Source organism: Curtobacterium sp. MCLR17_007 (assembly GCF_003234655.2).
Lineage (GTDB): Bacteria > Actinomycetota > Actinomycetes > Actinomycetales > Microbacteriaceae > Curtobacterium.
In genome coordinates, this window is record NZ_CP126271.1 from 1,185,491 (window position 1) to 1,208,518 (window position 23,028).

21 protein-coding genes are annotated in these 23,028 nt (G+C 71.7%); 11 read left to right on the top strand and 10 right to left on the bottom strand.

From position 1 onward, the window contains the following. Window positions 1-18: 18 nt before the first annotated feature. Window positions 19-1,218: an amidohydrolase gene (locus DEJ13_RS05715; protein ID WP_111107048.1), complete on the top strand. Its 1,200-nt coding sequence runs from the start codon at window positions 19-21 to the stop codon at window positions 1,216-1,218. A gap of 16 nt (window positions 1,219-1,234) precedes the next feature. Here the strand turns inward: DEJ13_RS05715 and DEJ13_RS05720 are convergent, their stop codons facing one another. Next, window positions 1,235-2,125: an aminodeoxychorismate lyase gene (locus DEJ13_RS05720; protein ID WP_111106981.1), complete on the bottom strand. Its 891-nt coding sequence runs from the start codon at window positions 2,123-2,125 to the stop codon at window positions 1,235-1,237. Between the two features lie 34 nt (window positions 2,126-2,159). Beyond that, window positions 2,160-2,510: a tryptophan synthase subunit alpha gene (locus DEJ13_RS05725; RefSeq protein ID WP_111107049.1), complete on the bottom strand. Its 351-nt coding sequence runs from the start codon at window positions 2,508-2,510 to the stop codon at window positions 2,160-2,162. Between the two features lie 64 nt (window positions 2,511-2,574). Here DEJ13_RS05725 and DEJ13_RS05730 point away from each other — a divergent pair, with 64 nt between their 5' ends. Both DEJ13_RS05730 and DEJ13_RS05735 read left to right on the top strand, forming a co-directional pair. Then, on the top strand, window positions 2,575-3,108 hold the full coding sequence (locus DEJ13_RS05730; protein ID WP_181437039.1) for an 8-oxo-dGTP diphosphatase: 534 nt from the start codon (window positions 2,575-2,577) through the stop codon (window positions 3,106-3,108). Between the two features lie 129 nt (window positions 3,109-3,237). Continuing rightward, a complete protein-coding gene (locus DEJ13_RS05735) occupies window positions 3,238-6,045 on the top strand; it encodes an AMP-binding protein (protein WP_181437040.1) in 2,808 nt (935 codons plus the stop codon). Window positions 6,046-6,085: 40 nt separating this feature from the next. On the opposite strand, the gene DEJ13_RS05740 is transcribed toward DEJ13_RS05735, so the two are convergent. From DEJ13_RS05740 to DEJ13_RS05750, 3 genes are all read right to left on the bottom strand, one after another. Beyond that, the gene (locus tag DEJ13_RS05740; protein WP_111106984.1) at window positions 6,086-6,361 is read right to left on the bottom strand and encodes a hypothetical protein; all 276 of its coding nucleotides are present in this window, start codon (window positions 6,359-6,361) and stop codon (window positions 6,086-6,088) included. A gap of 24 nt (window positions 6,362-6,385) precedes the next feature. Beyond that, complete coding sequence (locus DEJ13_RS05745; RefSeq protein WP_111106985.1) at window positions 6,386-7,861, bottom strand: ABC transporter permease; 1,476 nt, start codon at window positions 7,859-7,861, stop codon at window positions 6,386-6,388. A 109-nt stretch (window positions 7,862-7,970) separates the two neighbouring features. Beyond that, window positions 7,971-9,659, bottom strand: a complete 1,689-nt coding sequence (locus DEJ13_RS05750) for a cation:proton antiporter (RefSeq protein ID WP_056121794.1) — start codon at window positions 9,657-9,659, stop codon at window positions 7,971-7,973. A 115-nt stretch (window positions 9,660-9,774) separates the two neighbouring features. Here DEJ13_RS05750 and DEJ13_RS05755 point away from each other — a divergent pair, with 115 nt between their 5' ends. The 3 genes from DEJ13_RS05755 (at window position 9,775) to DEJ13_RS05765 (ending at window position 13,124) form a co-directional block, all read left to right on the top strand. Next, the gene (locus tag DEJ13_RS05755) at window positions 9,775-11,031 is read left to right on the top strand and encodes an inorganic phosphate transporter (protein ID WP_111106986.1); all 1,257 of its coding nucleotides are present in this window, start codon (window positions 9,775-9,777) and stop codon (window positions 11,029-11,031) included. After that, window positions 11,031-11,327 (top strand): hypothetical protein, encoded by a 297-nt coding sequence (locus tag DEJ13_RS05760; protein ID WP_056121790.1) that lies wholly within the window; start codon window positions 11,031-11,033, stop codon window positions 11,325-11,327. The genes DEJ13_RS05755 and DEJ13_RS05760 overlap by 1 nt, the downstream gene beginning before the upstream one ends. Before the next feature lie 309 nt (window positions 11,328-11,636). Further along, window positions 11,637-13,124: an aspartate ammonia-lyase gene (locus DEJ13_RS05765; protein ID WP_111106987.1), complete on the top strand. Its 1,488-nt coding sequence runs from the start codon at window positions 11,637-11,639 to the stop codon at window positions 13,122-13,124. 26 nt (window positions 13,125-13,150) lie between these two features. Here the strand turns inward: DEJ13_RS05765 and DEJ13_RS05770 are convergent, their stop codons facing one another. Continuing rightward, complete coding sequence (locus DEJ13_RS05770; protein ID WP_111106988.1) at window positions 13,151-14,227, bottom strand: YihY/virulence factor BrkB family protein; 1,077 nt, start codon at window positions 14,225-14,227, stop codon at window positions 13,151-13,153. 92 nt (window positions 14,228-14,319) lie between these two features. Continuing rightward, a complete protein-coding gene (locus tag DEJ13_RS05775) occupies window positions 14,320-15,639 on the bottom strand; it encodes an MFS transporter (protein WP_111106989.1) in 1,320 nt (439 codons plus the stop codon). A gap of 89 nt (window positions 15,640-15,728) precedes the next feature. Here DEJ13_RS05775 and DEJ13_RS05780 point away from each other — a divergent pair, with 89 nt between their 5' ends. The 3 genes from DEJ13_RS05780 (at window position 15,729) to DEJ13_RS05790 (ending at window position 19,284) form a co-directional block, all read left to right on the top strand. After that, a complete protein-coding gene (locus DEJ13_RS05780) occupies window positions 15,729-16,100 on the top strand; it encodes an FKBP-type peptidyl-prolyl cis-trans isomerase (protein ID WP_056121789.1) in 372 nt (123 codons plus the stop codon). Next, window positions 16,100-16,942: an aldo/keto reductase gene (locus tag DEJ13_RS05785; RefSeq protein ID WP_111106990.1), complete on the top strand. Its 843-nt coding sequence runs from the start codon at window positions 16,100-16,102 to the stop codon at window positions 16,940-16,942. The genes DEJ13_RS05780 and DEJ13_RS05785 overlap by 1 nt, the downstream gene beginning before the upstream one ends. A gap of 98 nt (window positions 16,943-17,040) precedes the next feature. Next, complete coding sequence (locus DEJ13_RS05790; protein ID WP_258374104.1) at window positions 17,041-19,284, top strand: HelD family protein; 2,244 nt, start codon at window positions 17,041-17,043, stop codon at window positions 19,282-19,284. A gap of 146 nt (window positions 19,285-19,430) precedes the next feature. Here DEJ13_RS05790 and DEJ13_RS05795 read toward each other — a convergent pair whose 3' ends face one another. The 3 genes from DEJ13_RS05795 to DEJ13_RS05805 form a co-directional block, all read right to left on the bottom strand. Further along, a complete protein-coding gene (locus DEJ13_RS05795) occupies window positions 19,431-19,700 on the bottom strand; it encodes a protealysin inhibitor emfourin (protein WP_111106992.1) in 270 nt (89 codons plus the stop codon). 42 nt (window positions 19,701-19,742) lie between these two features. Continuing rightward, a complete protein-coding gene (locus DEJ13_RS05800; RefSeq protein WP_111107050.1) occupies window positions 19,743-20,795 on the bottom strand; it encodes a M4 family metallopeptidase in 1,053 nt (350 codons plus the stop codon). A 64-nt stretch (window positions 20,796-20,859) separates the two neighbouring features. Beyond that, entirely contained in the window at window positions 20,860-21,915 is a 1,056-nt protein-coding gene (locus tag DEJ13_RS05805) for a glycoside hydrolase family 6 protein (protein WP_111106993.1), read from the bottom strand. Between the two features lie 187 nt (window positions 21,916-22,102). On the opposite strand from DEJ13_RS05805, the gene DEJ13_RS05810 reads away from it, so the two are divergent. Both DEJ13_RS05810 and rpsO read left to right on the top strand, forming a co-directional pair. Next, window positions 22,103-22,552 carry a VanZ family protein gene (locus DEJ13_RS05810; protein ID WP_056121780.1) on the top strand — a complete coding sequence of 150 codons (450 nt, stop codon included), beginning with the start codon at window positions 22,103-22,105 and terminating at the stop codon, window positions 22,550-22,552. A 125-nt stretch (window positions 22,553-22,677) separates the two neighbouring features. Then, the gene (gene rpsO / locus DEJ13_RS05815; protein ID WP_056121778.1) at window positions 22,678-22,947 is read left to right on the top strand and encodes a 30S ribosomal protein S15; all 270 of its coding nucleotides are present in this window, start codon (window positions 22,678-22,680) and stop codon (window positions 22,945-22,947) included. Window positions 22,948-23,028 lie beyond the last annotated feature (81 nt).

Here is a 23,028-nt window from a genome sequence, read left to right on the forward strand (position 1 = left end):
TCGACTACCGTGGACGGCATGACTGCATCCTTCGTCGTCACCGGTGCCCACGTCGTCCCCGTCACCGCAGCCCCCTTCGACGGGGGAGCGGTCGTCGTCGAGGACGGCCGCATCACGGCGCTCGGCCCGGACGTCTCACCGCCGCCGGGACTGCCCGTCGTCGACGCCGCAGGCGCCTGGCTCGTCCCGGGGTTCGTCGAGTCGCACGGCCACGTCGGCATCCACGAAGAGGCGAACGGCCCCGCGGGCAACGACACGAACGAGCTGACCGGACCGAACATGGCCGGCGTCCGGGCGATCGACGCGGTCGACATCGACGACGAGGGCTTCCGCGACGCGCTCTCCGGCGGCGTCACGAGCATCGTCGTCAAGCCCGGGTCCGGCAACCCGATCGGTGGCCAGACCGTCGCGATCAAGACCTGGGGCGGCCGCACGATCGATGAGCAGCTCATCTCGGACGCGGTCAGCGTGAAGAGCGCCCTGGGGGAGAACCCCAAGCGGGTCTACGGCGACAAGGGCCAGACCCCGTCGACCCGGCTCGGCGTCGCCAAGGTCATCCGTGACGCGTTCGTCGACGCCCAGAACTACCGAGCCGCCCGCGACGCCGCAGCGCGCAAGGACGAGCCGTTCGCCCGCGACCTGACGAAGGAGACGCTGGTCCGGGTCCTCGACGGGGAACTGGCATGGGACCAGCACGTGCACCGGCACGACGACCTGGCGACCGCGATCCGCCTGGCCGAGGAGTTCGGCTACCGGCTCGTCGTGAACCACGGCACCGAGGCGCACAAGATCGCCGACGTGCTGGCGGCGAAGGACATCCCCGTGATCTACGGCCCGCTGTTCACCAGCCGGTCGAAGGTCGAGCTGCGCGACCGCGGCATCCCGCACCTGGCGGCGCTCGCCGCGGCCGGGGTCCGGGTCGCGATCACGACGGACGCCCCGGTCGTGCCGATCAACATGCTCGTGGACCAGGCCGTCGCCGCCGTCAAGGAGGGCCTGCCGCACCAGACGGCGCTCGAGGCGCTGACCGTCAACCCCGCGACGTTCCTCGGCTTCGGCGACCGCGTGGGCCGTCTCGCTCCCGGGTACGACGCCGACCTGGTGCTGTGGACCGGCGACCCGCTCGACGCGACGAGCCGAGCGGTCCGCGTGTGGATCGAGGGTGCCGAGGTCTACACCTGGGCCGACGGCGTCGGTACGGCCAACCCGCGCTGGTAGCGTCCGGCCGCGGGGCTCAGGACTCGCGCGCCAGCAGGAACTCGTTGATCTGCTCGGTGAGCGCCAGGTCCATCGCCTGGGGCTCGCCGTCCACCGACCGGATCGGCGCCGCTTGGCGGACGCTCGACACCAGCCAGAGCGCATCGGCCGCGCGCAGGTCGTCCCGGGTGACGAGCTCGTAGGCGGTCTCGATGCCCTCGGCCTCGGCGAAGCGGAACACGTCTGCCTGCGTGGTGCCGTCGAGGATGCCGATGTCGGTGCGCGGGGTCACCAGGCGGCCACCGACCGACATGACGAGGTTCGCCCGGGTGCCCTCGAGGACGTAGCCGTCCGTCGACAGGAACAGCGCGTCGTCGGCACCGCGCCGGACGGCTTCGCGCAGGGCGGCCATGTTCACCCCGTAGGACAGCGTCTTGGCCCCCTGCAGCAGCCACGGCGAGGTGCGCTCGACGTCGTGCCGGTACCCGCGGTCCAGCGTGACGACGGCGATGCCCTCGGTCCGCGCCGCCGTGGAGTCGCCCGACGCCGCCGCGTACACCCATCCGGTGGGGCGGTCGGTGCCCTCGACGCCGCGGGTCAGCACCGTCTTCACGAAGGCCTCGCGGACGGGGTCGAGCTCGGCACACGCTGCCTCGATCGCCCGGCGCCAGGCATCGGTGTCCGGTGCGGGCAGATCGAGCTTGGCGGCGGACCGGCCGAACCGGGCCAGGTGCGCCTCGAGCGCCTGCGGGCGGCCGTCGACCACGGTGATCGTCTCGAAGACCCCGTCGCCGCGGGTGATCCCGAGGTCCTGCACCTGGACCTGGTGGTCGAGCGGCGCCTCGAACGTGAACGCGTCCGCCGCGGGGTCGTGCGGAGCGGCGTCACGGGACGGTTGGTTGAGGACGGCGAGCACGGTTTCGGTCATGGTGCCATCCAACCGCAGCGACCGTCGGGACGCGTCAGGACTGCTCGGGCAGCGCGCCCATCAGCTTCCAGACGGTGGCAGTGAGCTCCGGGTGCTGCAGTGCGATGCGGCGCAGCCGGTGGTACTCCTCGCCGAGTCGTGTGCCCTGACCCGACGCCGGGTGCGATGCCCACTGCGCACTGCGCTGGCCGATCGCGGCGTCGAGCTCGAGCGCTTCCTCGCGCAGGATCAGCACGACCTGTTCGTCGACGGTCGGCAGCAGGTGCATGAACTCCCACGGGTCGTCGCCCTGGCGGGAGCGGTGCTCGACGATCATCGAGATCTCTTCTGCGGCCTCGGCACGCAGCACTTCGAGGCTGCGCCCGAATCGCCGGTGCTCAGCCATGGTGCCCCCGCAGCACGCCTGCCATGCAACGAGCGTACGCCAGGTCATCGGCCAGACTGGACACGTGACGGAGCGCGACGCGACCAAGAACCAGCACCCTCGGGTCGTGGTCGTGTACCTGCTGCGCGACGGCGCCGAGGGGCCCGAGGTGCTGCTCGGCGAGAAGCGTCGCGGTCTCGGCAGCGGTCGCGTGGTCGGTCCGGGCGGCAAGCGGGAGGGCACCGAGACGGCGGTCGAGACCGCCGTGCGCGAGGTCGCGGAAGAGGTCGGGCTGCGGCTCGACCCGGCCGACCTGGAGGCCCGTGGCACGTTGGACTACCGGTTCCCGTTCCGGCCGTCATGGTCGCAGGTCTCGGACGTCTTCGTCTGCCGTCGCTGGTCCGGTACTCCGACGGCGAGCGAGGAACTGGCTCCGCGGTGGATCCCGGTCGCCGACGTCCCGTACGACGCGATGTGGGACGACGCCCGCTACTGGCTGCCGGGTGTGCTGGCGGGCGGGTCCGTCGAGGCGCGGTTCACCTTCGCCGACGACGACGCGACCGTCGCCGGGTTCACCGGCTCGGGTGTCGACGCGGCCGCGGCCTCGTCGGCCGACTAGCTGTCCGCAGCCCGCATCGACGTGGCCCGCTGCGGCATGTCGCACCGTTCGGCGGCTTCCCGCATCCGGTCCTCCGCGCCCGTCGGTCGGTTCCGCTCCGGGGTTACGGTCGGTCGACACCGACCGCCGATGCACCGTGAAGGGGACCCCCACGTGCTCATCTCCTCCGGACCCCGAGCCGACACGACGCCGCCCGCGCGGCCGTCGAGCACGTCGACGGGTCCACTGTCCGACCACCGTGGCGCCGCCGTGCCCGAGACGTCGCTCCTGGCGGGGCTCTCGGACGTCGCCGCGCGGCTGCCGGACGCCCTCGCGGTGACGGACGAGCACCTCTCCCTGACCCACGGCGAGCTCGACCGGGTGACGCGCGCCGCCGGCATGCTGTTCGACCAGCGGCTGACGCCGGACGACCACAGCGGACTCGGTGTCGACGTGCCCCAGGGTGGTGCGTCCGTGCCGGTCGGTGTGCTCGTGACGCACGGCGTCGGGTCGGTCCTGTCCCTGCTCGGTCTGGTCCGTGCCGGGCGCACCATCGTCGCGCTCGACCCCTTCCTGCCCGAGGCGCGACTGCGCCACGTCATGAGCCTGGCCGGCATCGTCGACGTGGTCGCGGACCAGGCGCACGCGGCGCAGGCCGCGACCCTCGTGGCGGACCGGGGCACGGTCCTCCCGTTCGGTCCCCTCGTCGCCGAGGCGCGCGCGATCGCCGCGGCAGACGGACCGATCGCGCCGGTCGCCGCGGCGGCCGAGCGGAGCGGGCGCGACCCGCTCGTGATCATCTTCACCTCCGGCTCGACCGGCGCACCGAAGGGCGTCGTGATGACGCACCGTCAGGCGATGGCCGACACCGTCGCCGAGCGCGAGGTCTTCCGCTTCGTGCCCGAGGACCGCCTGGCGTCGGTCCTGCCGCACGGGTTCTCCGCGGGTTTCTCCCTCGTGCTGTCCGGACTGCTCGCCGGCGCCTCGATGCACGTCGCCGACCCGCGGCGGACCGGTGTCGACGGCCTGGCCACGTGGATCCGCGACGCCGGTCTGACCACCTTGCACACCACGCCGCACCTGGTCCGTTCGGTGGTCAGTGCGCTCGACCCCGCCGACGACCGGCTGCGCGGGCTGCGCATGGTGGCGACCGTGGGCGAGGCCGTGACGGGGCCGGACCTGGCCGCACTCCGTCCCCTGCTCGGACCGACCACCTCGTTCTGCAACTGGACCGGGTCGAGCGAGACCAACGTCTACGCCGTCAACGAGATCCGCAGCACCGACCCGGTGCCCGAGCGGAGCATCCCCTCCGGCCGCATCGTCGCGGGCAAACGGATCGTCCTCCGACGACCGGACGGCAGCATCGCCGACGTCGGCGAGTCGGGCGAGATCGTCTGCATCTCGGACGCGATGACCAGCGGCTACTGGGGTGCGCCGGAGACCACGGCGACCCGTGCAGGTGTCGCCGACGACGGCACGCCGTCGTGGGCGGTCGGCGACCTGGGCCGGTTCGACGAGGACGGCCGGATCACGCTGCTCGGCCGCGCCGACGACGCCGTCAAGGTCCGCGGCTACCTGGTCGAGCCGAGCGAGGTCGAGTCGGCGCTGCGCACGGTCGACACCGTGCAGGAGGCGGCCGTGGTCGCGGTCAAGGCCCCGCCGGCACCGACCCGCCTCGTCGCCTACGTCGTGACCAAGCGCGGACGCCGCTCGGCGTCGCCCGCCGCGATCCGCAAGGCCCTCCGCGACCTGCTGCCGGACTACATGGTCCCGACCGCGATCGTGCCGATGGCCGCGCTGCCGCGCAACGAGCGCGGCAAGGTCGACCGCGCGGCGCTGCCCGAGGCCCCGTCGCTGGCGATGACGCTCGGCGAGGGCGGTACGGCACTGCCCGACGCCGACACCTACGACCAGTGGCAGCTCGCCGTCGCGCAGATCTGGTCCGAGGTCCTCGGGCTCCCCTCGGTGGGGCCGCTGCAGCTGCCGGCCGTCGGACTCGACAACGACTTCGCGGCACTCGGCGGTGACTCGCTCTCCGCCGAGGAGATGCTCGCACTGGTCAACGACCGGCTCGGTGTCGACCTGCCGTCGACGGACCTGCTCGAGTCGCCGACGGTGCGGACCTTCGCGGCCCGGGCCCGTCTCGGCGCCGCCGCGGTCCCGAGCCACCCGGACGTGATGACCCTGGCCGACGGGGCGGGCGCCGAGGCGGCGCCGCTGTTCTGCGTCGCCGGCGCCGGTGCCCTCGGGCTCACCTGGGCACCGCTGTCCCGACGCCTGGGCGACCGCGCCGTCTACGCCTTCCAGCAGCACGGCCTCGAGCGACGCTCGGTGCCGGACTGGAGCATCCCGGCGATGGCCAAGCGCTACATCGAGCTGATGCGCGTCGTGCAGCCCCGCGGCCCGTACACGATCGCCGGGCACTCGTTCGGCGGCCTCGTCGCACTCGAGATGGCGGCGGTCCTGACCGCGGCCGGACAGACCGTGCACCGCGTCGTCCTCGTGGACACGTACCTGCCGGAGCAGACCGCTGAGCAGGTGGACGTCGTCGAGTTCGGCGAGTTGGACCTGGAGCCGGGCTCGGCACCGCGGTCGGGACTGCGTCGGCGTGTGACGGACCGGACCGCGTTCGTGCGGGAGCGGGTGCTCGCGCCGTTCGGGCAGATCGGTCGCCGTGCCCGCGCGTACGGCGCCGGGATGTTCCGCTGGCAGGGGCAGCAGCAGTTCCGCGCGTTCTTCGACCACGCGGTCGTCGTGTCGCGCCGGTACCGCCCGCCGGTGTACGAGGGCGCGGTGACGCTCGTGGTCGCGGACGGCAACGACTCCGGCGCGAGTCGGTGGGCCCCGTTCCTGGTCGGCGGCGCGGACGAGGTGCGCATGCACAGCGAGCACAGCTCGGTGCTGCGCGAGCCCTACGTCGGCGAACTGGCCGAGGCGCTCCGCGAGCAGCTGGGCTGAGCCGCCGCCCGGGCGTCAGCGGGGGTGCGTGCGTCGGGCGTCAGCGCGTGCGGGTGCTGCCCGTGCGCGCCTGCTCGGCGTCGGCGATGACGTCGGCGTCGCCGCTGCGCCCACCGAGCGGTCGGACGAAGAAGTCCACGACACCGACGGCGATCGCGCCGACCAGGGCGAACATCGCCCATCCCACGAAGAGCCCGGCGGTGTTCCGGCCGTCTGCTGGCGCGAGCACGACGCTCGTGATCCACAGGGCGGCGGTCAGGGCCAGCAGCACGACGACGACGGTGACGAGCAGGCGGTGCCAGGAGGGACGGGTCATGGTCCGCCCAGGATACCGCCCGGGTCAGCGCGCCGCGTGCCGGTGGTGGGGCTTGTCACCGGGCTCGACCGGCGTCCCCGAGTCGCCTGACCCCGAGGCGGGGCGTGCGCGGGGCCCGGAACCGGGGCCTCCTGTCCGGCCACCGACCGGTTGGCGGTCCTGCTGCCGCACCACGGGGATGCGACCGGTGGTCAGTGGCTCGTTCTCGAGCCCGTCGCGACCGCCGGTGAAGACGTCGCCGCTCACGCGGTCGTCCTCCCAGTCGCTGTCGCGGAGGACCTGCAGCGTGCCGGTCTCGGTGGACGACAGTCCGTGGCGCTCGAGCTCGACGTCGCGCTGCTTGCCGAGGAACTCGCGGTTCGCGGTCTGGGCGTCCTGGAACATGGTCGTGCGACCGGTGACGATCGCGCGGATGCGACGGCGCTCCCAGAGCATCTTGCCGAAGTACATCAGCACCAGACCTGCCCCGGCGTAGCAGGCCATGGTGATGAGTCCGCGGGCGGGACCCGGGCCGACGCCGTAGACCTGGTGCTTGATCATGTCGACCATGCTCGAGCCGACGACGACGTTGTTGAGCCACGCGAACGGCTCCGGCATGAACCACTTCGGGTACGCACCACCGGAGGACGGCATGGACAGGAACACGAAGCAGATCATGGCGGGGGCGGCGATGAAGCGGCCGACGAAGTAGCTCAGCCCGTTCACGGCCAGGCCGATCGCCACGATCCAGCCCCAGGCGATGAGCACGAGCTCGATCCAGTGGCCGTGGATCGCGCCCACGACCGGACCGGCGAGCGTGTTCGTGATGAGCGAGATGATGAGCCCGCCCACGACGATGACCGCCATGCGGACGCGGTGTCGCAGCGGCCCGCCCATGATGCCGATGAACATCGCGACCATGTAGCCGCCGATGCACCAGGCGAGCATGACGTACATCGGCACGGTGCCGTACTCGTCGTAGGACGGGAGTGCCGCGAGTTCGGTGATCTTGGGCGTCGCTACGCCGGTCGCCGTGAGCACCGCCGAGAGCGTCGCCGGCACGAGACTGGCGACCTGGAACTGGTGCGCGCTCGCCTTGAAGAACTCGTTGTTCGACGGGTCGTACGCGACGGCCATCGCCCCGGCCAGGACGTCGCGCTTGGCCGCGGCCAGGGAGTCGTAGGTGTGGAACACGAACTCGCCGGGCAGGGCCTTCTGCACGGCCTGGACGAAGGTCGGGTCACTGCCGATCAGCGCGATGGGGACGTCGTGGGGGTGCGGGGCGTGGAACGCGAAGACGTAGCACAGGCAGAAGCCGACGATGAAGAACAGGGGCATCCAGAGTTGCAGGCCGATGAGCTGCAGCGATGGGTGCAGCGTGCCGAACCAGCGGCGGTACGCGCTGATCTTCTGCGGCGCGGGGACCGGGGCCTGGCGGCGGCGCGGCTGGGCCTTGCGTGACGACCCCGGACGCTCCGGGGTGTCGCTGTTCGTGTGGACGTCGTTCCGGGGACTGCTCACTGGCGCGCTGTGCTCCTGGTCTCGTGTCGGCTGCGTGCAGGATACGCCGCACGACTGACCGCGGTCCGGGTGGGCCGGGCGGGAGCGGGGGAGGCCCGACCACCCACCTCTACGACCGGCTGCGCGACGCCTGCGCCGAGTCCATCGCGAGTTCCTCGGCGTCGAGCGTGACGAGCACACGGCGCATGACCTCTTCGTCGAGGTTGCCGCGTTCGCGCTCCTCGAGCACGATCTCGCGGCGCCGGTCGAGCAGCTCGCGTCGGATGTCCTGGATCTGCGACCCGCGGAGCCGCACGGGGGAGTTCCGGTCCTCGATCTCCTCTTCCTCGGCGTCCTGGCGGAAGACCTCGGCCTGCCGTTCGAGGCGGGACTTCAGCCGACTGACGACCGTGTCGATCGCCTGGTCGCCGTACTGCTTCGCCCACTCCGGCCGTCGTCGGTCGAGCAGCTCGATGGCCGCCTCGGTGGTGCGCTGGTTCAGGCGCATCTCGCTGCGGACGTCCTCTTCGCCCTCGGCCGGGTCCTGCACCTTGAGGGAGCGGATCACGAAGGGCAGGGTCAGCCCCTGCAGCAGGAGCGTGCCGACCGTCACGATGAACGCGATCACGAAGATGGTGTCCTGCGCCTTGATCTGCACGGGGCTCGCCACGACCGACACCGCCGCGGCCAGTGTCACCACGCCGCGCATGCCGGTCCACGAGATCACGGTGAGTTCGCGCCAGTTCAGCTTCGGCTCGGCGGAGCCGCGCATCCACCGCAACCAGCGGTGCCCGCGGGACAGCCGGATGCGCAGGGGCCGGAACCAGCGTCCGTTGAAGCGGTTGCGGACGTAGGACTCGAACACGAAGAGCGGACGGACGACGATGACCACCGCCAGCACGACCGCTGCGGCGGTGATGGTCTGCCCGAGGCTGCGCTCGCTCTCGACCAGGTCCTGCACCACCGTGTTGAGCTGCAGCCCGATCAGCGCGAAGACGAAGCCCTCGAGGATGACGTCGATGCTCGTCCACAGGGGGCGCTCCTGCAGTCGCGTGGCGTAGCCCTCCTTGGGGGAGTTGTAGCCGATGTACAGGCCCGCGGTGACGACGGCGATGACCCCGGAGCCGGAAAGTTCCTCGGCCAGGATGTACGCCACGAACGGCAGCAGGATGCTCATGATCGTCTCGACGACGGGGTCGTTGATGCGCATCCGGATCCAGTGCACCAGGACGCCGAGCACGATGCCGATCGCCAGACCGACGCCGATCGCCAGACCGAAGATGCCGAGGTCCTGCCAGATGGTCAACGAGGTGCCGGCCGCGATGAGGGTGAAGACGCGCACCAGGGTCAGCGACGCGGCGTCGTTGATCAGGCTCTCACCGGACAGCACCGTCATCACACGCCGGGGGAGCCCGAGCTTGCGACCGATCGCGGCCGCCGACACCGCGTCCGGCGGGGCGACGACCGCGCCGAGCAGGATGGCCGCGGGCCAGTCCATGTCCGGGATGATGATGTACGCCGCCAGGGCGACCGCGAGCGCCGTCACGATCACCAGGAAGATCCCGAGTCGACGGATCTGCTTGATCGACTGCTGGAAGCTCTGCCACGACACGTCGAGGGCCGCCGAGTACAGCAGCGGCGGCAGGATCACCGTCAGGATCAGCTCGGAGTTGATCTCGATGTGCGGCAGGCCGGGCACGAACGACACCGCCAGCGCCACCGCCGTCACCAGCAGGGGAGCCGGCAACCCCTTCGCCCGCGCGAAGCCGGTCACGAGCAGCGATCCGACCAGCAGGATGAGGAGCTCGGCGATGTCCATCTGCTCATTCTCCCATCGGCATGCTTCCGGAGCTGAACGAACATGAAGCGACGGTGAACGGGAGGTTGCCGATCGGGTTTGCCCGGACGGCGCTCATGCGCGACACTTGCCCGCGGTGGACATCACACTCATAGTCGTCCTGGTCATCGCGTTGGCCCTCTTCTTCGACTTCACAAACGGATTTCACGACACCGCCAACGCGATGGCGACACCGATCGCGACCGGGGCCATGCAGCCCAAGGTCGCGGTCACGGTCGCCGCGGTGCTCAACCTCGTCGGTGCGTTCCTCAGCACCGCCGTCGCCACGTCGATCTCCCACGGGCTGATCAACGAGGGTCCCGGCGGCGTCGCGATCACCCCGGAGATGATCTTCGCCGGGCTGATCGGTGCGGTGGTCTGGAACATGATCACGTGGCTGCGCGGGCTGCCCTCGTCGTCCTCGCACGCGCTGTTCGGCGGGCTGATCGGTGCGGCCATCGTCGGCGCCGGGTTCCAGTCCGTCAACTACGCGGCCCTGCTGACGGTCGTCATCATCCCGGCGTTCCTGTCCCCGGTGATCGCGGCGCTGGTGTCCCTGCTCGCCACCCGCATCGCGTACCGGATCACCCGTCGGCCGGTGTTCCCGAACGAGCGCGGCGGCTTCCGGATCGGACAGGTCTTCACCAGCTCCATGGTGTCGCTCGCGCACGGCACGAACGACGCGCAGAAGACCATGGGCGTCATCACCCTCACCCTCATCGCCTCGGGCGCGCAGTCGGCGAACCAGGGCGTGCAGTTCTGGGTCGTCGTCGCCTGTGCCCTCGCCATCGCACTCGGCACCTACACCGGCGGCTGGCGGATCATCCGCACGCTCGGCTCGGGCATCACCGAGATCCGGGCGACGCAGGGCTTCGCGGCCGAGGCGTCCACCGCCGCGACCATCCTGGCGTCGAGCCACCTCGGGTTCGCGCTCTCGACGACACAGGTGTCGTCGGGCTCGATCATCGGCGCGGGCCTCGGGCGCCGCGGCTCGAAGATCCAGTGGTCGACCGCGGGCAAGATCGTCATCGCCTGGTTCATCACGCTGCCGGCCGCCGCGGCCGTCGGAGCCGTGGCCTCGGGCATCGCGCGCTTCGGCATCATCGGCCTCGTCATCGACGCGGTGATCGGCGCGTTCGTCGTCCTCGGTCTGTACCTCTGGTCGCTGCGCAAGCCCCACGGACAGGCCTCGGCGATCGAGGTCGACGTCGCCGCCAACGCGGTGTACACCCGCAAGGAGCTCCGCGACCTGCAGCGCAAGAAGCGAGCGGACGCCGTTGCGGCCCGCCGCGCTGAACTGAGCCGCGAGCGCACCCTGCGCCGCATGGGCGCACGCAAGGGAGGACGTCGCTGATGGCGATCGACTGGTCGGCGTTCCTCACCGTGGCGCTCGTCGCCGTGGTCTCGGCGTGTTTCGTGGTCACGGTGTACTCCGTCGGCCTGCGGTTCTGGAGCGCCGCCGACACCCGTGCCGGCAAGTTCACCGTGAAGGACGACGGCACCATCGGCCCCGCCACCGCCGGCTTCCCGAACCCGCAGGGTGCCTCCGGTGCCGTGCGCGGACTGCGCTCCCTGGCGGTCGCGTGCTTCGTCGTGTGCGGCGCCGTCGTGCTCTACGGCATCTACCTCATCGTCCCGCAGTTCCACTGACCGCGGTCGCGCACCGTGCGCGGTCCGCGTCCGTGGTGCTGGGCTGTGACCGCGCACCACGTGACGGGTGACGCACCCGGTCCTCAGACGGGAGGCCCGTGCCGGCCTGGCACCGCGCCTCCCGCCCGGCGGACCGCGCCACTCCGCACCGTGCGTGATCGGTCCCCGGTGCGCGGTTCGCGGCGTGGTGCGAGGAAAGAGCCTCGCACCACGCGGTCACCGTCGCACCGCGCGCAGCAGCGCGCGCTGGGCCGCGCGCAACCGCGCGCCCACCGGACCGGCTGGACGGACGGGGACTAGCCTCGTGGGGTGATCCACGACGAGGAGGCGCACGTGAGTGCTGGGACCCGCACCGAGACCGATTCCCTGGGCTCGAGGGAGGTGCCGGACGACGTCTACTGGGGCGTCAACACGCTCCGGGCGCTGGAGAACTTCCCGATCACGAGCGTGCCGATCTCGGTCTACCCCGACCTGATCGAGGCCCTCGCGACCGTGAAGCAGGCCGCGGCACGGGCGAACAAGGCGATCGGGGTCCTCGACGCCGAGCGTGCCGATGCGATCGACCGTGCCGCACAGGAGGTGCGGGACGGGGCCTTCCGCGACCAGTTCGTCGTGGACGTGGTGCAGGGCGGTGCGGGTACGAGCACGAACATGAACACGAACGAGGTGCTCGCGAACCGGGCGCTCGAGATCCTGGGGCACGTCAAGGGCGACTACGCCCACCTGCACCCGATCGACCACGTGAACCGCAGCCAGTCGACGAACGACACGTACCCGACCAGCGTCAAGATCGCGATGATCTTCGGCGTGCACCGGCTCATCGACCAGCTCGAGCAGCTCTCCGCCGCGTTCGCCGAGCGGGGCCACGCCTTCGCCGACGTGCTCAAGGTCGGTCGGACGCAGCTGCAGGACGCCGTGCCGATGACGCTCGGGCAGGAGTTCACCGGCTTCTCGCACACCATCCAGGAGGACGCGGTCCTGCTCCGCAAGGTCACGCCGCTGCTGGCGGAGATGAACCTCGGCGCGACGGCGATCGGCACCGGGATCACCGCCGACCCGCTGTACCGCGACGAGGTCCGTCGGCAGCTGCAGGAGGCCAGCGGCATCGACGTCGTCACGGCACCCGACCTGATCGAGGCCACCAGCGACGCCGGGTCCTTCATGACGCTCTCCGCCGCGGTGAAGCGCAGCGCGGCGAAGCTGTCGAAGATCTGCAACGACCTGCGGCTGTTGGCGTCGGGGCCCCAGGCCGGCTTCGGCGAGATCACCCTGCCGGCGCGCCAGGCCGGGTCCTCGATCATGCCGGGCAAGGTCAACCCGGTGATCCCAGAGGTGGTGAACCAGATCGCCTTCGCCGTCGCCGGGGCCGACACCACGGTCACGATGGCGGCGGAGGCGGGGCAGCTGCAGCTCAACGCCTTCGAGCCGATCATCGCGCACTCGATCCTGCAGTCGCTGCAGTGGATGACCCGAGGGTGTGCGACGCTCCGCGAGCACTGCGTCACGGGCATCGAGGCGAACGAGGCCAAGCTGGCCGCCCAGGTCGACACCAACGTCGGCGTCGTGACCGCCCTGACGCCGTACATCGGCTACGCCGCGGCGGCGTCGATCGCCCACACGGCGCTGACCACCTCGACACCGATCTCGACGCTCGTCACGGCTGCCGGGCTGATGGACGAGGACCAGGTGCAGCGCGTGCTGAGCCCCGCCCGGTTGTCGGGCATCGAGCTGGCGACCGGGGCGATCCCGGTGATCACCGAGGAGATGCTGGACGCCGAGGCGAAGCGCCTGCGGTAGGTGCTGCTGCTGTTGCCGGTGGTCGGTCAGCGCAGCGGCGGTTCCCCGACCCGGAGCTGCGAGGCGACGTCGCGCAGGTGTTCCTGCGCCGGCGTCGGCTCGTCCTGGGGGAGTTCCTGCGCCGCTTGCCGCACCGCGTGCGCGGCCGCGATGTCGGCGTCCCGCCACCGGGCGAGCGTGAAGTTCCGGGTGACGTCGCGCAGCGGCAGCCGGATCGCCTCGTCGGCGTCGATGCCCGCGAGCAGCTGCCGGAGCCGGATCACCTCGGAGTCGAGCTCACCGCCGACGACCAGCACGAAGTTCGAGATGTACAGGTAGACGAGCAGCAGGATCGCGCCGCCGAGCCACCCGTAGGCGCGGTTGCCGCCACCGAGCGTCTCGACGTAGAGCGCGAAGCCGAACGTCGCGATCGCCCAGGCCACGATCGCGAACGCGGCGCCCGCCGAGACCCAGCGCAACTGCGGGGTGCGCACGTTCGGTGTGGCGTAGTAGAGCACCGCCACCATCACCACCAGGTCAGCGGCCAGCACCGGCCACTTCACGACGTTCCACAGGTCGTCGATCCACGACGCCCACCCGAGCTGCAGGACGATGGCGGCGGAGATCGTCGGGGTCCCCAGCAGGATCACGATGGCGATCGCACCGCCGACCATGACGAGCAGCGTGACCAGGAGCATCATGCTCCGGAACTTCCAGATGCGCCGGCCCTCCTCGACCTCGTACGCGGTGTTCATGGCGCGGCCGAACGCCGTGGCGTACCCGGACAGGGACCAGAGCGTCAGGACGAGCCCGGTCGCGAAGCCGAGCCAGGGGTTGTCGAGCGTCAGCAGCTGACGCAGCGGCTGCTCGAGGTGCTCGGCGGTCTCCGGGCGGACGATGAAGCCGATCACCTGGATGATGTCCGTCAGGCTGTCGCCCTGGCGGTCGATGACCGCGAGTGCCGACACCACCGTCAGCGCCGCGGGGAACACGGTCAGCAGCGCGAAGAAGGTGAGCGACGCCGCGGCGTCGACGACCCGGTGCCGGATCACCGAGTGGTAGGTGCGGCGGACCACCGCGCGGACCCCGGTCCGCTGCAGGTCGCGCGCACTCGGTTCCGGCATGTCGTCGAATCTACCGGGCACGACGACGTCGAGGCTCGTCAGCCCGGGTTCGGGTCCAGCGCCGTGCAGTCCGCGATCGGGTGCGGCGCGCCTCAGTTCGCGTTCGGGTGCAGCGCGTCGTAGCGGCGGAAGGACGGCACCAGGCGCAGCAACGCGGCGACGAGCCCGATGATCAGCACACCGCCCAGGACCGGCGGGAACGCGAAGCCCGCGGCGACGACGAGCCCCGCGTACAGGTCGCCGAGGCGCGGACCGCCGGTCACGACCACGATGAAGATGCCCTGCAGCCGCCCACGCATCCCGTCGGGCGACGCGGCCTGCAGGATCGTGTTCCGGAAGACCGAGCTGACGTTGTCCGCACCGCCGGCCAACGCCAGGAACAGCGACGCGAGCGCGAGCGCCGGCAGGATCCCGCTGCTGAAGGTCTCGCCGCTGCGCCCGCCGAGCACGTGCGCGAGGGCGATCACCACGCCGAACGCCGCGATCGCGCCACCGTAGGCCGTGATCGCCCACCCGACGGCCTCGCCCTGACGGCGGACGTGACCGAGCGGCCCGGAGAACACGCTCGACAGCAGCGCGCCGATCGCGTACGCGGCCGTCAGCGTGCCGACGGTGATCGCACCGCCGCCGATGACCAGCGCGCCGATCGCGGGGAAGAGCACACGGGGCTGGCCGAACGTCATCGCGATGATGTCGAGCACGAACGTCATCGTGATGTTCCGCGACCTCCGGAGGAACCGCGCGCCCTCGATGAGCGAGCCGAGCCCCGGTCGCAGGGCGTCGCGGTCGGCGGCCATGCGCGGCAGCGTGAACACCCCGGCGAAGGCGAACGTGAACAGCACGACGTCGATCGTGTAGGTCGGGGCGAACCCGACACTCGCGATCAGCACGCCGGCGACCGCCGGGCCGACGGTGACCTGGAACCCGGACGCGATGCCGCCGAGGGCGCTCGCCGCGGGCAGCAGGTCGGTGCCGACCAGGCGCGGCACGATGGCCGAGCGGGACGCGTTGCTCACGGTCGCCGCGACGGCGTTCACCGTCGCCAGGACGTACAGCAGCAGGACGCTGTGCAGCCCGAGCCAGGCGTGCGTCGCGATCAGTGCGACCGCGGCCCACGCGATGATCGAGGACACCAGCGCGACGGTGCGGCGGTCGAAGGCGTCGGCGAGCATCCCGCCGTACAGGCCGGCGACGATCATCGGCAGCAGCGCGATCACCCCGACCAGCGCGACGGCGAAGGTGGACCGGGTGATGTCGTAGACCTCGAGGCCGACGGCGACGGTGGTCATCTGCGTGCCGATCCCGGCGACGGCGGTGCCGGCCCAGAGCCGCGCGAACGCCGGGGACCGGCGGAGCGGGGTGAGGTCGGCGAACAGGCTTCGGCGCGGCGGTGCGGGGGTGGGTTGTGTCACGGTGGAACCATTCTGGTGCGTCGAGCCGCGACGCGCGCGACGGTGCCCGGGTCGATGCGTGATCGGGAGCCTCTGGTTGACTTGCGGACATGACTGACCTCAACAGCAAGCCCGAGTTCGACGCCCCCGAGGGCCCCGCCCCCACCGACCTGGTCATCACCGACATCGTCGAGGGCTCCGGCGACGAGGCGACCGCGGGTTCGACCGTCAAGGTGCACTACGCGGGCGTCGAGTACGAGTCCGGCGAGGAGTTCGACAGCTCCTGGGGCCGCGGCGAACCGATCGACTTCCCGCTCGCGGCGCTGGTGCGCGGGTGGCAGGAGGGCATCCCCGGCATGAAGGTCGGCGGACGCCGCAAGCTCGTCGTCCCGCCGGAGCTCGCCTACGGCCCGGCCGGTGGCGGCCACTTCCTGTCCGGCAAGACCCTGATCTTCGTCATCGACCTGCTCGGCGTCCGCTGATGCCCGCCGTCACCCCGGCTCCCACCGTGGAGCTCAACGACGGCCACCGCATGCCCCTGCTCGGCCTCGGGACCTACTTGCTCGACGGTGACGAGGGCACGGCCGCCGTCGGTGCGGCCATCGCGAGCGGCTACCGACTGCTCGACACCGCGCTCAACTACGGCAACGAGGACGCCGTCGGCCGTGCCGTGCGCGACGCCGACGTGCCGCGCGACGAGCTCGTCGTCACGTCGAAGCTGCCCGGCCGTCACCACGGCTGGGACGAGGCACACCGCTCGATCGACGAGACCCTGGCGAACCTCGGGCTCGACCACGTGGACCTGTACCTGATCCACTGGCCGAACCCGTCGGTCGACAAGTTCGTCGAGACGTGGAAGGCGTTCGTCGACCTGCGCGACAGCGGCAAGGTCCGCTCGATCGGCGTCTCGAACTTCACGCCGGAGCACCTCGACCGGATCATCGACGCGACCGGGGTCGCTCCCGCGGTCAACCAGGTCGAGCTGCACCCGTACTTCCCGCAGGCGTCGCTCCGGGCGTTCCACGCCGAGCGCGGGATCGTCACCGAGAGCTGGAGCCCGCTCGCGAAGCAGTCCGAACTGCTGACCGAGCAGCCGGTCACGGACGCGGCCGCCGCGCACGGGGTCAGCCCCGGCCAGGTCGTTCTCCGCTGGCACACCCAGCTCGACGCGGTCCCGGTGCCGAAGTCCGGCGACGTCGACCGGCAGCGCGAGAACCTCGACGTGTTCGGCTTCACGCTCACCGACGACCAGGTCGCGGCCATCTCCGGGCTCGAGCGCGGGCGCCTGTGGGACGGCGACCCGGACACGCACGAAGAGATGTAGCGCTGACGCGCTGACTGGAGGCGCGGTGCCGGCTGGCACCGCGCCTCCGGTCCGTCCGGGGGGACTACACTGGATACCCCTGTCCCGAAGGGTTGCGTGTGTCCGAACCGACCGAGATCGACCGCGAGCGCGAGTACGTCGACGGGCTCTTCGCCCGGCTCGACGAACTGAGCGCCGAGGCCGAGCAGCGCCTCGCCGAGACCCGACGTCAGGCGGTCGGCGGGAACCACCAGAGCCGCAGCGAGCGCGACGCCTTCGCGAAGCTCTACGAGGACACAATCCAGACGCTCGAGCGCGTCGGCGACCGGCTCGTGTTCGGCCGACTCGAGGTCGCCGACCCGTCCGCCGGCGAGAGCGCTTTCCGCTACATCGGCCGCGTCGGCCTGCGCGACGTCGAGCACCGACCGCTGCTGCTCGACTGGCGCGTGCCGGGTGCCAGTGCCTTCTACCAGGCCACCGCGGCCCACCCGATGGGCATGCGCGCCCGGCGGCACCTGTCGCTCGAGGGCCGCAGCGTCGTCGGTGTCGAGGACGAGGTCTTCGACGCCACGCTGTACGACGACGAGCGCACCCACCTGCAGGGCGAGGGCGCCCTCCTCGCGGCCGTGACCGCCGAGCGCACCGGGCGGATGACCGACATCGTCGCGACGATCCAGGGCGAGCAGGACCGCATCATCCGCTCGCCGCTCGAGGGCGTCCTGATCGTGCAGGGTGGCCCGGGCACCGGCAAGACCGCCGTCGCGCTGCACCGCGCCGCGTACCTGCTGTACTCGTACCGCGAACGACTACGGGGGTCCGGTGTGCTGGTCGTCGGTCCGTCCCCGGCCTTCCTGACCTACATCGAGCAGGTGCTCCCGTCGCTCGGTGAGACCGGCGTCGTCATGGCCGCCCTCGGGTCGCTGTACCCGGGCGTACGGACCTCGACGCACGACCGTCGCGACGTCGCGGCGGTCAAGGGCTCGGCCGAGATGGCCGACCTCCTGCGGCGGGCCGTCCGGTCGCGCCAGGTCGTCCCCACCGAGCCCACCACGCTCGACGTCGAGGGCGAGCGGCTCGTGGTCCCGCCGCAACTCGTGGCCGACGCGATGCACCGGGCACAGGACCGCGGCAAGCCGCACAACGTCGCTCGCGTCACGTTCAACAAGTCCGCGCTCGACGCGATGGTCAAGCTGCTCGCCGACCAGCTCCGCGAGCGCGGCACGACCGTCGACGACGCCGACCTCAAGGTGCTGCGCGAGGACATCCGCTCGTCCTACGACGCCCGGGTGCTGCTCAACACCGCGTGGCTGCCGCTGCCGGCGGAGAAGCTGCTCGAGGACCTCTTCGCGCGGCCCAACTGGCTCGCTTCGCTCACGCCGAACTGGTCGCCGGAGCGTCGTGCCCTGCTCGCACGCGACCGCGGCGCGGGCTTCACGGTCGAGGACGTCCCCCTGCTCGACGAGGCCGCCGAGCTCCTCGGCACGTTCGACCCGACCGGCGGTGCCGCCAAGCGCCAGGCGAAGGCCAGCCGCAACCGCGACATCGAGAACGCCCGCCAGGCGATCGAGAACATGGGGGTCGAGGGCATCGTCTCCGCCGAACAGGTGGCGGGCGCGTTCGCCGAGGGCGGCGACCCCCGCACGACCGCCGAACGTGCCGCCGAGGACCGCGAGTGGACCTACGGCCACATCGTCGTCGACGAGGCGCAGGAGCTCTCGCCGATGCAGTGGCGCGTCCTGGCCCGCCGCAACCCGCTGCGCTCGTTCACGATCGTCGGTGACATGGCGCAGGGGTCCTCACCCGGTGCCGCCCGGACGTGGGACGACGTCATCGGCGCGCTTGCCCGACGCCGACGCGGCCGCGCGCCGCAGGTCCCGCTCGACCACCGCGTCGAGGAGCTCACGGTGAACTACCGCACCCCGCGCTCCATCGTGCAGGCTGCGGGGGAGTTCGCCGCCGCGGCGGGCCTGACCGTGACCGCGAACCAGGCCGTGCGCGACGGGGACCCGGTCGTCCGCTTGCGGGTCGCACGCGCCGAGGTGCTCGACACGATCGCCGCCACGGTCCGCGCCGAGCGGGAGCACATCGGCTCCGGCACCACCGGCGTCATCGTCCCGGACAGCCAGGTCGACGTCGTCCGTCAGCGCCTCGCCGCCACGGAGGCTGACGTGCGGACGCTGGGTTCACCCCGGCCGGGTTCCGTCACGGTGCTGACCGGCGCGGACGCGAAGGGCCTGGAGTTCGACGGCGTGCTGCTGGTCGACCCGGACGGCGTCGGCGCCGACGCGGCGCGGGCCGCCGCCGCGGTGTACGTGGCGATGACCCGCCCGACCCGCCGCCTGACGGTCATCGACGTCGACTGACCGTTCCACCGGATCGGGTGCAGGTCGCACCCCGTGACGGACATCGCGCCCGGTCACACCGGGGCGCGATGCCTGCACGGGGGTGCGGTCCGTTCACGCGGAGAGCCGTGATGGCGTGGCCGGACGGGAGGCCCGGCCCACGGCCGTCAGGCGGGCTCGCCCTCGGTGCGCACCCGCTGCACGAGCACGGCCCACGCCCCGTCGAGCTGGCTGCCCGGCACGCGGATCGTGGTGCTCGCGACGGTGATGGTCCATTCGAAGTCGTCGCGCATCTGCTGCGGACGCTCCGGCGGCGTGCGGGGGAGTCCGTCGACCAGCGCGGCCCAGTCCTCGGGGTCGGCGCACGCATCGGTGTCGATGCGCCAGGCCCGGGACAGGCCGGCGATCCCACCGGTGCGACGGACGACGATCTGCATGCGTCGAACCTACGCCGACCGGTCACCGGGAGCGGTGCACGGTCAGGACAGCACCCCGACCGTCCGCCATGCGCCGCTGACGGCTGCCGACTGGGTCGACCCCGCACCGAAGCGGGCGTCCGCGGCGTCGACCGTCGCGGTGGCGAAGCCGGCGAAGTCGATCGACGCGGTGACCGCGGACGAGGTCAGCGCGTCCCACCACACCGCGCCAGCGCCCTGCCACGCGTTGCCACCGATGGTGGTGGCCGCCAGGAAGAAGGCGTGGTTCGGGATGCCGGAGTTCGTGTGCACCCCGCCCGAGTCCTCGGTCGTCTCGACGTAGCCGGCCATGGTGCCGGGCTGCGGGTCCTTGCCGAGCACCGGGTCGTCGTAGGCGGTGCCCGGAGCCCGCATGGAGCGCAGCGCGACCCCGTGCACCGCGGGCGTGAACAGCCCCTCGCCGATGAGCCAGGTCGCCTGGTCGGCACTCTGCCCGGCGGTGTACTGCGCGACCAGGGAGCCGAAGACGTCGCTGATCGACTCGTTGAGCGCGCCCGACTGTCCCTGGTACGTCAGGTCGGCGGTGTACTGCGTCACGCCGTGGGTGAGTTCGTGGCCGATGACGTCGAGCGCGATCGTGAAGCGGTTGAAGACCTCGCCGTCCCCGTCGCCGAACACCATGCGGCTGCCGTCCCAGTAGGCGTTGTCGTAGTCCTGTCCGTAGTGGACGCTGGCGTCGAGGGGGAGCCCGGCGCCGTCGATGGACACGCGCCCGAACACGTCGAGCCAGAACGCGTGCGTCGCGCCGAGGCCCGCGTAGGCCTCGTCCACGGCCGCGTCGCCGGTGTCGGGTGCGCCCTCGGCGCGGACCAGGTCTCCGGGGAGCGTGGTCGTGCCGTGCGCGTCGGAGATGCTGCGCTGCGGGGACCGGTCGGGCGTGGTGACCGACGGGGCGACGCCGAGTCGGGGCTCGTGCTTGGGCGCCTGGACGAGGTCGAGGGTGGCGAGCGCGGAACGCGCCGCCGGGGTGGCACGGGGGAACGCGTCGGACGGCGCGTCGGCGATGGCGCGCAGCAGGTACGGCGGGACGACGGATCGGAGCTGGTCGGCGGTCATGGTGACCATGCAACCCCCGTGCACCGACATCGGCAGCCGGGTGGGGCCTCCTGTCTGTCTCCCGTCAGTCGCGGCGGTTGGCGACCAGCGCGAGCGCGTACGACTCCCACCACTGGCCGGCGGCCGGGCCGCCGTTGCAGGTGCCGTCGCTGAGGCCGGGGGTCTTCACCCAGAGCAGCGCGTCCAACCGTGACGACCCCGCCGCGACGTGCGGGTCCTGGCCGAGGCCGGCGCCGGACGGGTTGCACCACGTGCCCTTCCAGCCCTGCCCGTTGCGCGAGACGTCGATGACGAAGTGCGGGTCGCCGCCGACGGCATCGGCGAGGCGGTCGGCGTAGGTGCGCTCCTGGTCGACGCGGTAGAAGTTCGACACGTTCGTGAAGAACCCCTGGGTCCGGTCGATGCCCGCCTGCTGCAGCCAGCGTGCCATCGTGTCGGTGGGCACGCGGTTCTCGTTGCCGCCGTCGAGGTAGACGGTGAGGCCGTGGCCGGTCAGGGCGTCGACGGCCTTCCGCAGCAGGGGGAGCCGCGAGTCGGACAGCCGCTCGCAGTTCTGGATCTGCGCGATCGCGTCGGGCTCGACGAGCACCACGGCGTGCGACCCCGCCATCGCGCGGACCGCCGACCGCACCCAGGGGACGTACTCGGAACGCGTGGTGCCGCCCTTGGAGTAGCTGCCGCAGTCGCGGTCGGGCACGGCGTAGAGCACGAACACCGGCGTCTTGTCCTGGGTCCGGGCGTTCGCCACCACCCGGTGCACGGTCTCACGCGTGGCCGTGACGGAGGGGTTCGTCAGCCAGGTCGCGATCGGCTGGTCGGCGATCTCGGCGAGGCGGTCGGCCGTGCGGTCCTGGCCCTCGGCCCGCGCGGACGCGGCGAAGCGGCCGGGCTGGTTGTCGCTGGACGGCTGTCGTGCCAGGCCACCGGGGAAGACCTCGGCCGGTGTCCTGCGCTCGACGACGTGGCGCCCGTCGGGGCCGGTGGCGCGGGTGGGCAGCCAGAGTGCGACCGCGGCCACCACCGCCACCACGACGACCGCCGCGCTGCCGATCCACAGCCACTGGCGAGCGGCACTCGTGCGGCGCGCGGGTGTCGGGGTCCCTGATCTGTGGTCCGGCATCGAGCGGTCCTCCCTGGTCTGACCGTGCTCCGTCGGCGCTGCCGGGCGGCCCTGTCCCGCCCGGTGCCCATGCTTCCATCCCGACCCGGTCCGAGGCCAGCCCGCGCGGGCGTTCGCACAGGTCCGGTGCCGGTGTCGCTCAGGAGCGCTCCAGGTCCCGCGCAGCCCGGCACCCCACACTGTCCGGATGCTCCGCAAACTCCTCCTGCTCGCCGTGACGGCGGCGTACGCCTGGGTGATCTGGCGGATGACGTTGACGCCGCATGTCTTCAGCGACGCCGAGAACCGGCTCGTGCTGCACGCGCTCTCCTGGGCGCAGCAGCTGCCCGGCGGCTCGTGGCTGACCTACGAGCGGACGGAGTTCCTCGCCAACATCGGCATGTTCGTCCCCGTCGGGGCGATCGCCGCGATGTGGCTGCCGCGTCGCTGGTGGTTCGTCGCCGCGGTCGTCGCCGTCGCGTTGTCGGCGGGCATCGAACTCGCCCAGGCAGAGCTGCTGCCCTACCGCGTGGCCGACCCGCGCGACGTGCTGTCGAACGGACTGGGCGGCCTGCTCGGGGCGACGCTCGTGGGGCTCGTCCGCAGCCTGTTGCCGGCGCCCCCGCGACGGCGCAGTCTCCGCGCGCGGACCGTCTGACGCCCGTCCCTCTGGTAGAGTCTCCAGGTTGCCGTCGAACGGCCGCGGACAAAGAGCGCTCATGCATCAGGCATGGGCACCGCGCAACGGACACCGTCCTCATCGAGGACAGAGAGGGGATCACCATGGCACTTGACGCACAGGTCAAGCAGGAGATCATCGAAGAGTACGCGACCCACCCGGGCGACACCGGATCCCCCGAGGTCCAGGTCGCCGTTCTGACGCGTCGCATCAACGACCTGAACGAGCACCTCAAGGAGCACAAGCACGATCACCACTCGCGTCGTGGTCTGCTCCTCATGGTCGGCCAGCGTCGCCGTCTCCTCGGCTACCTCTCCGACGTCGACATCAGCCGTTACCGTGCGCTCATCGAGCGCCTCGGCCTGCGTCGCTAGTCCTCGACCGACACGCTCGACCGAACGCCCCGGCCCTCCTCGCGAGGACCGGGGCGTTCTCCGTTCCCGGGAATGGTTGCG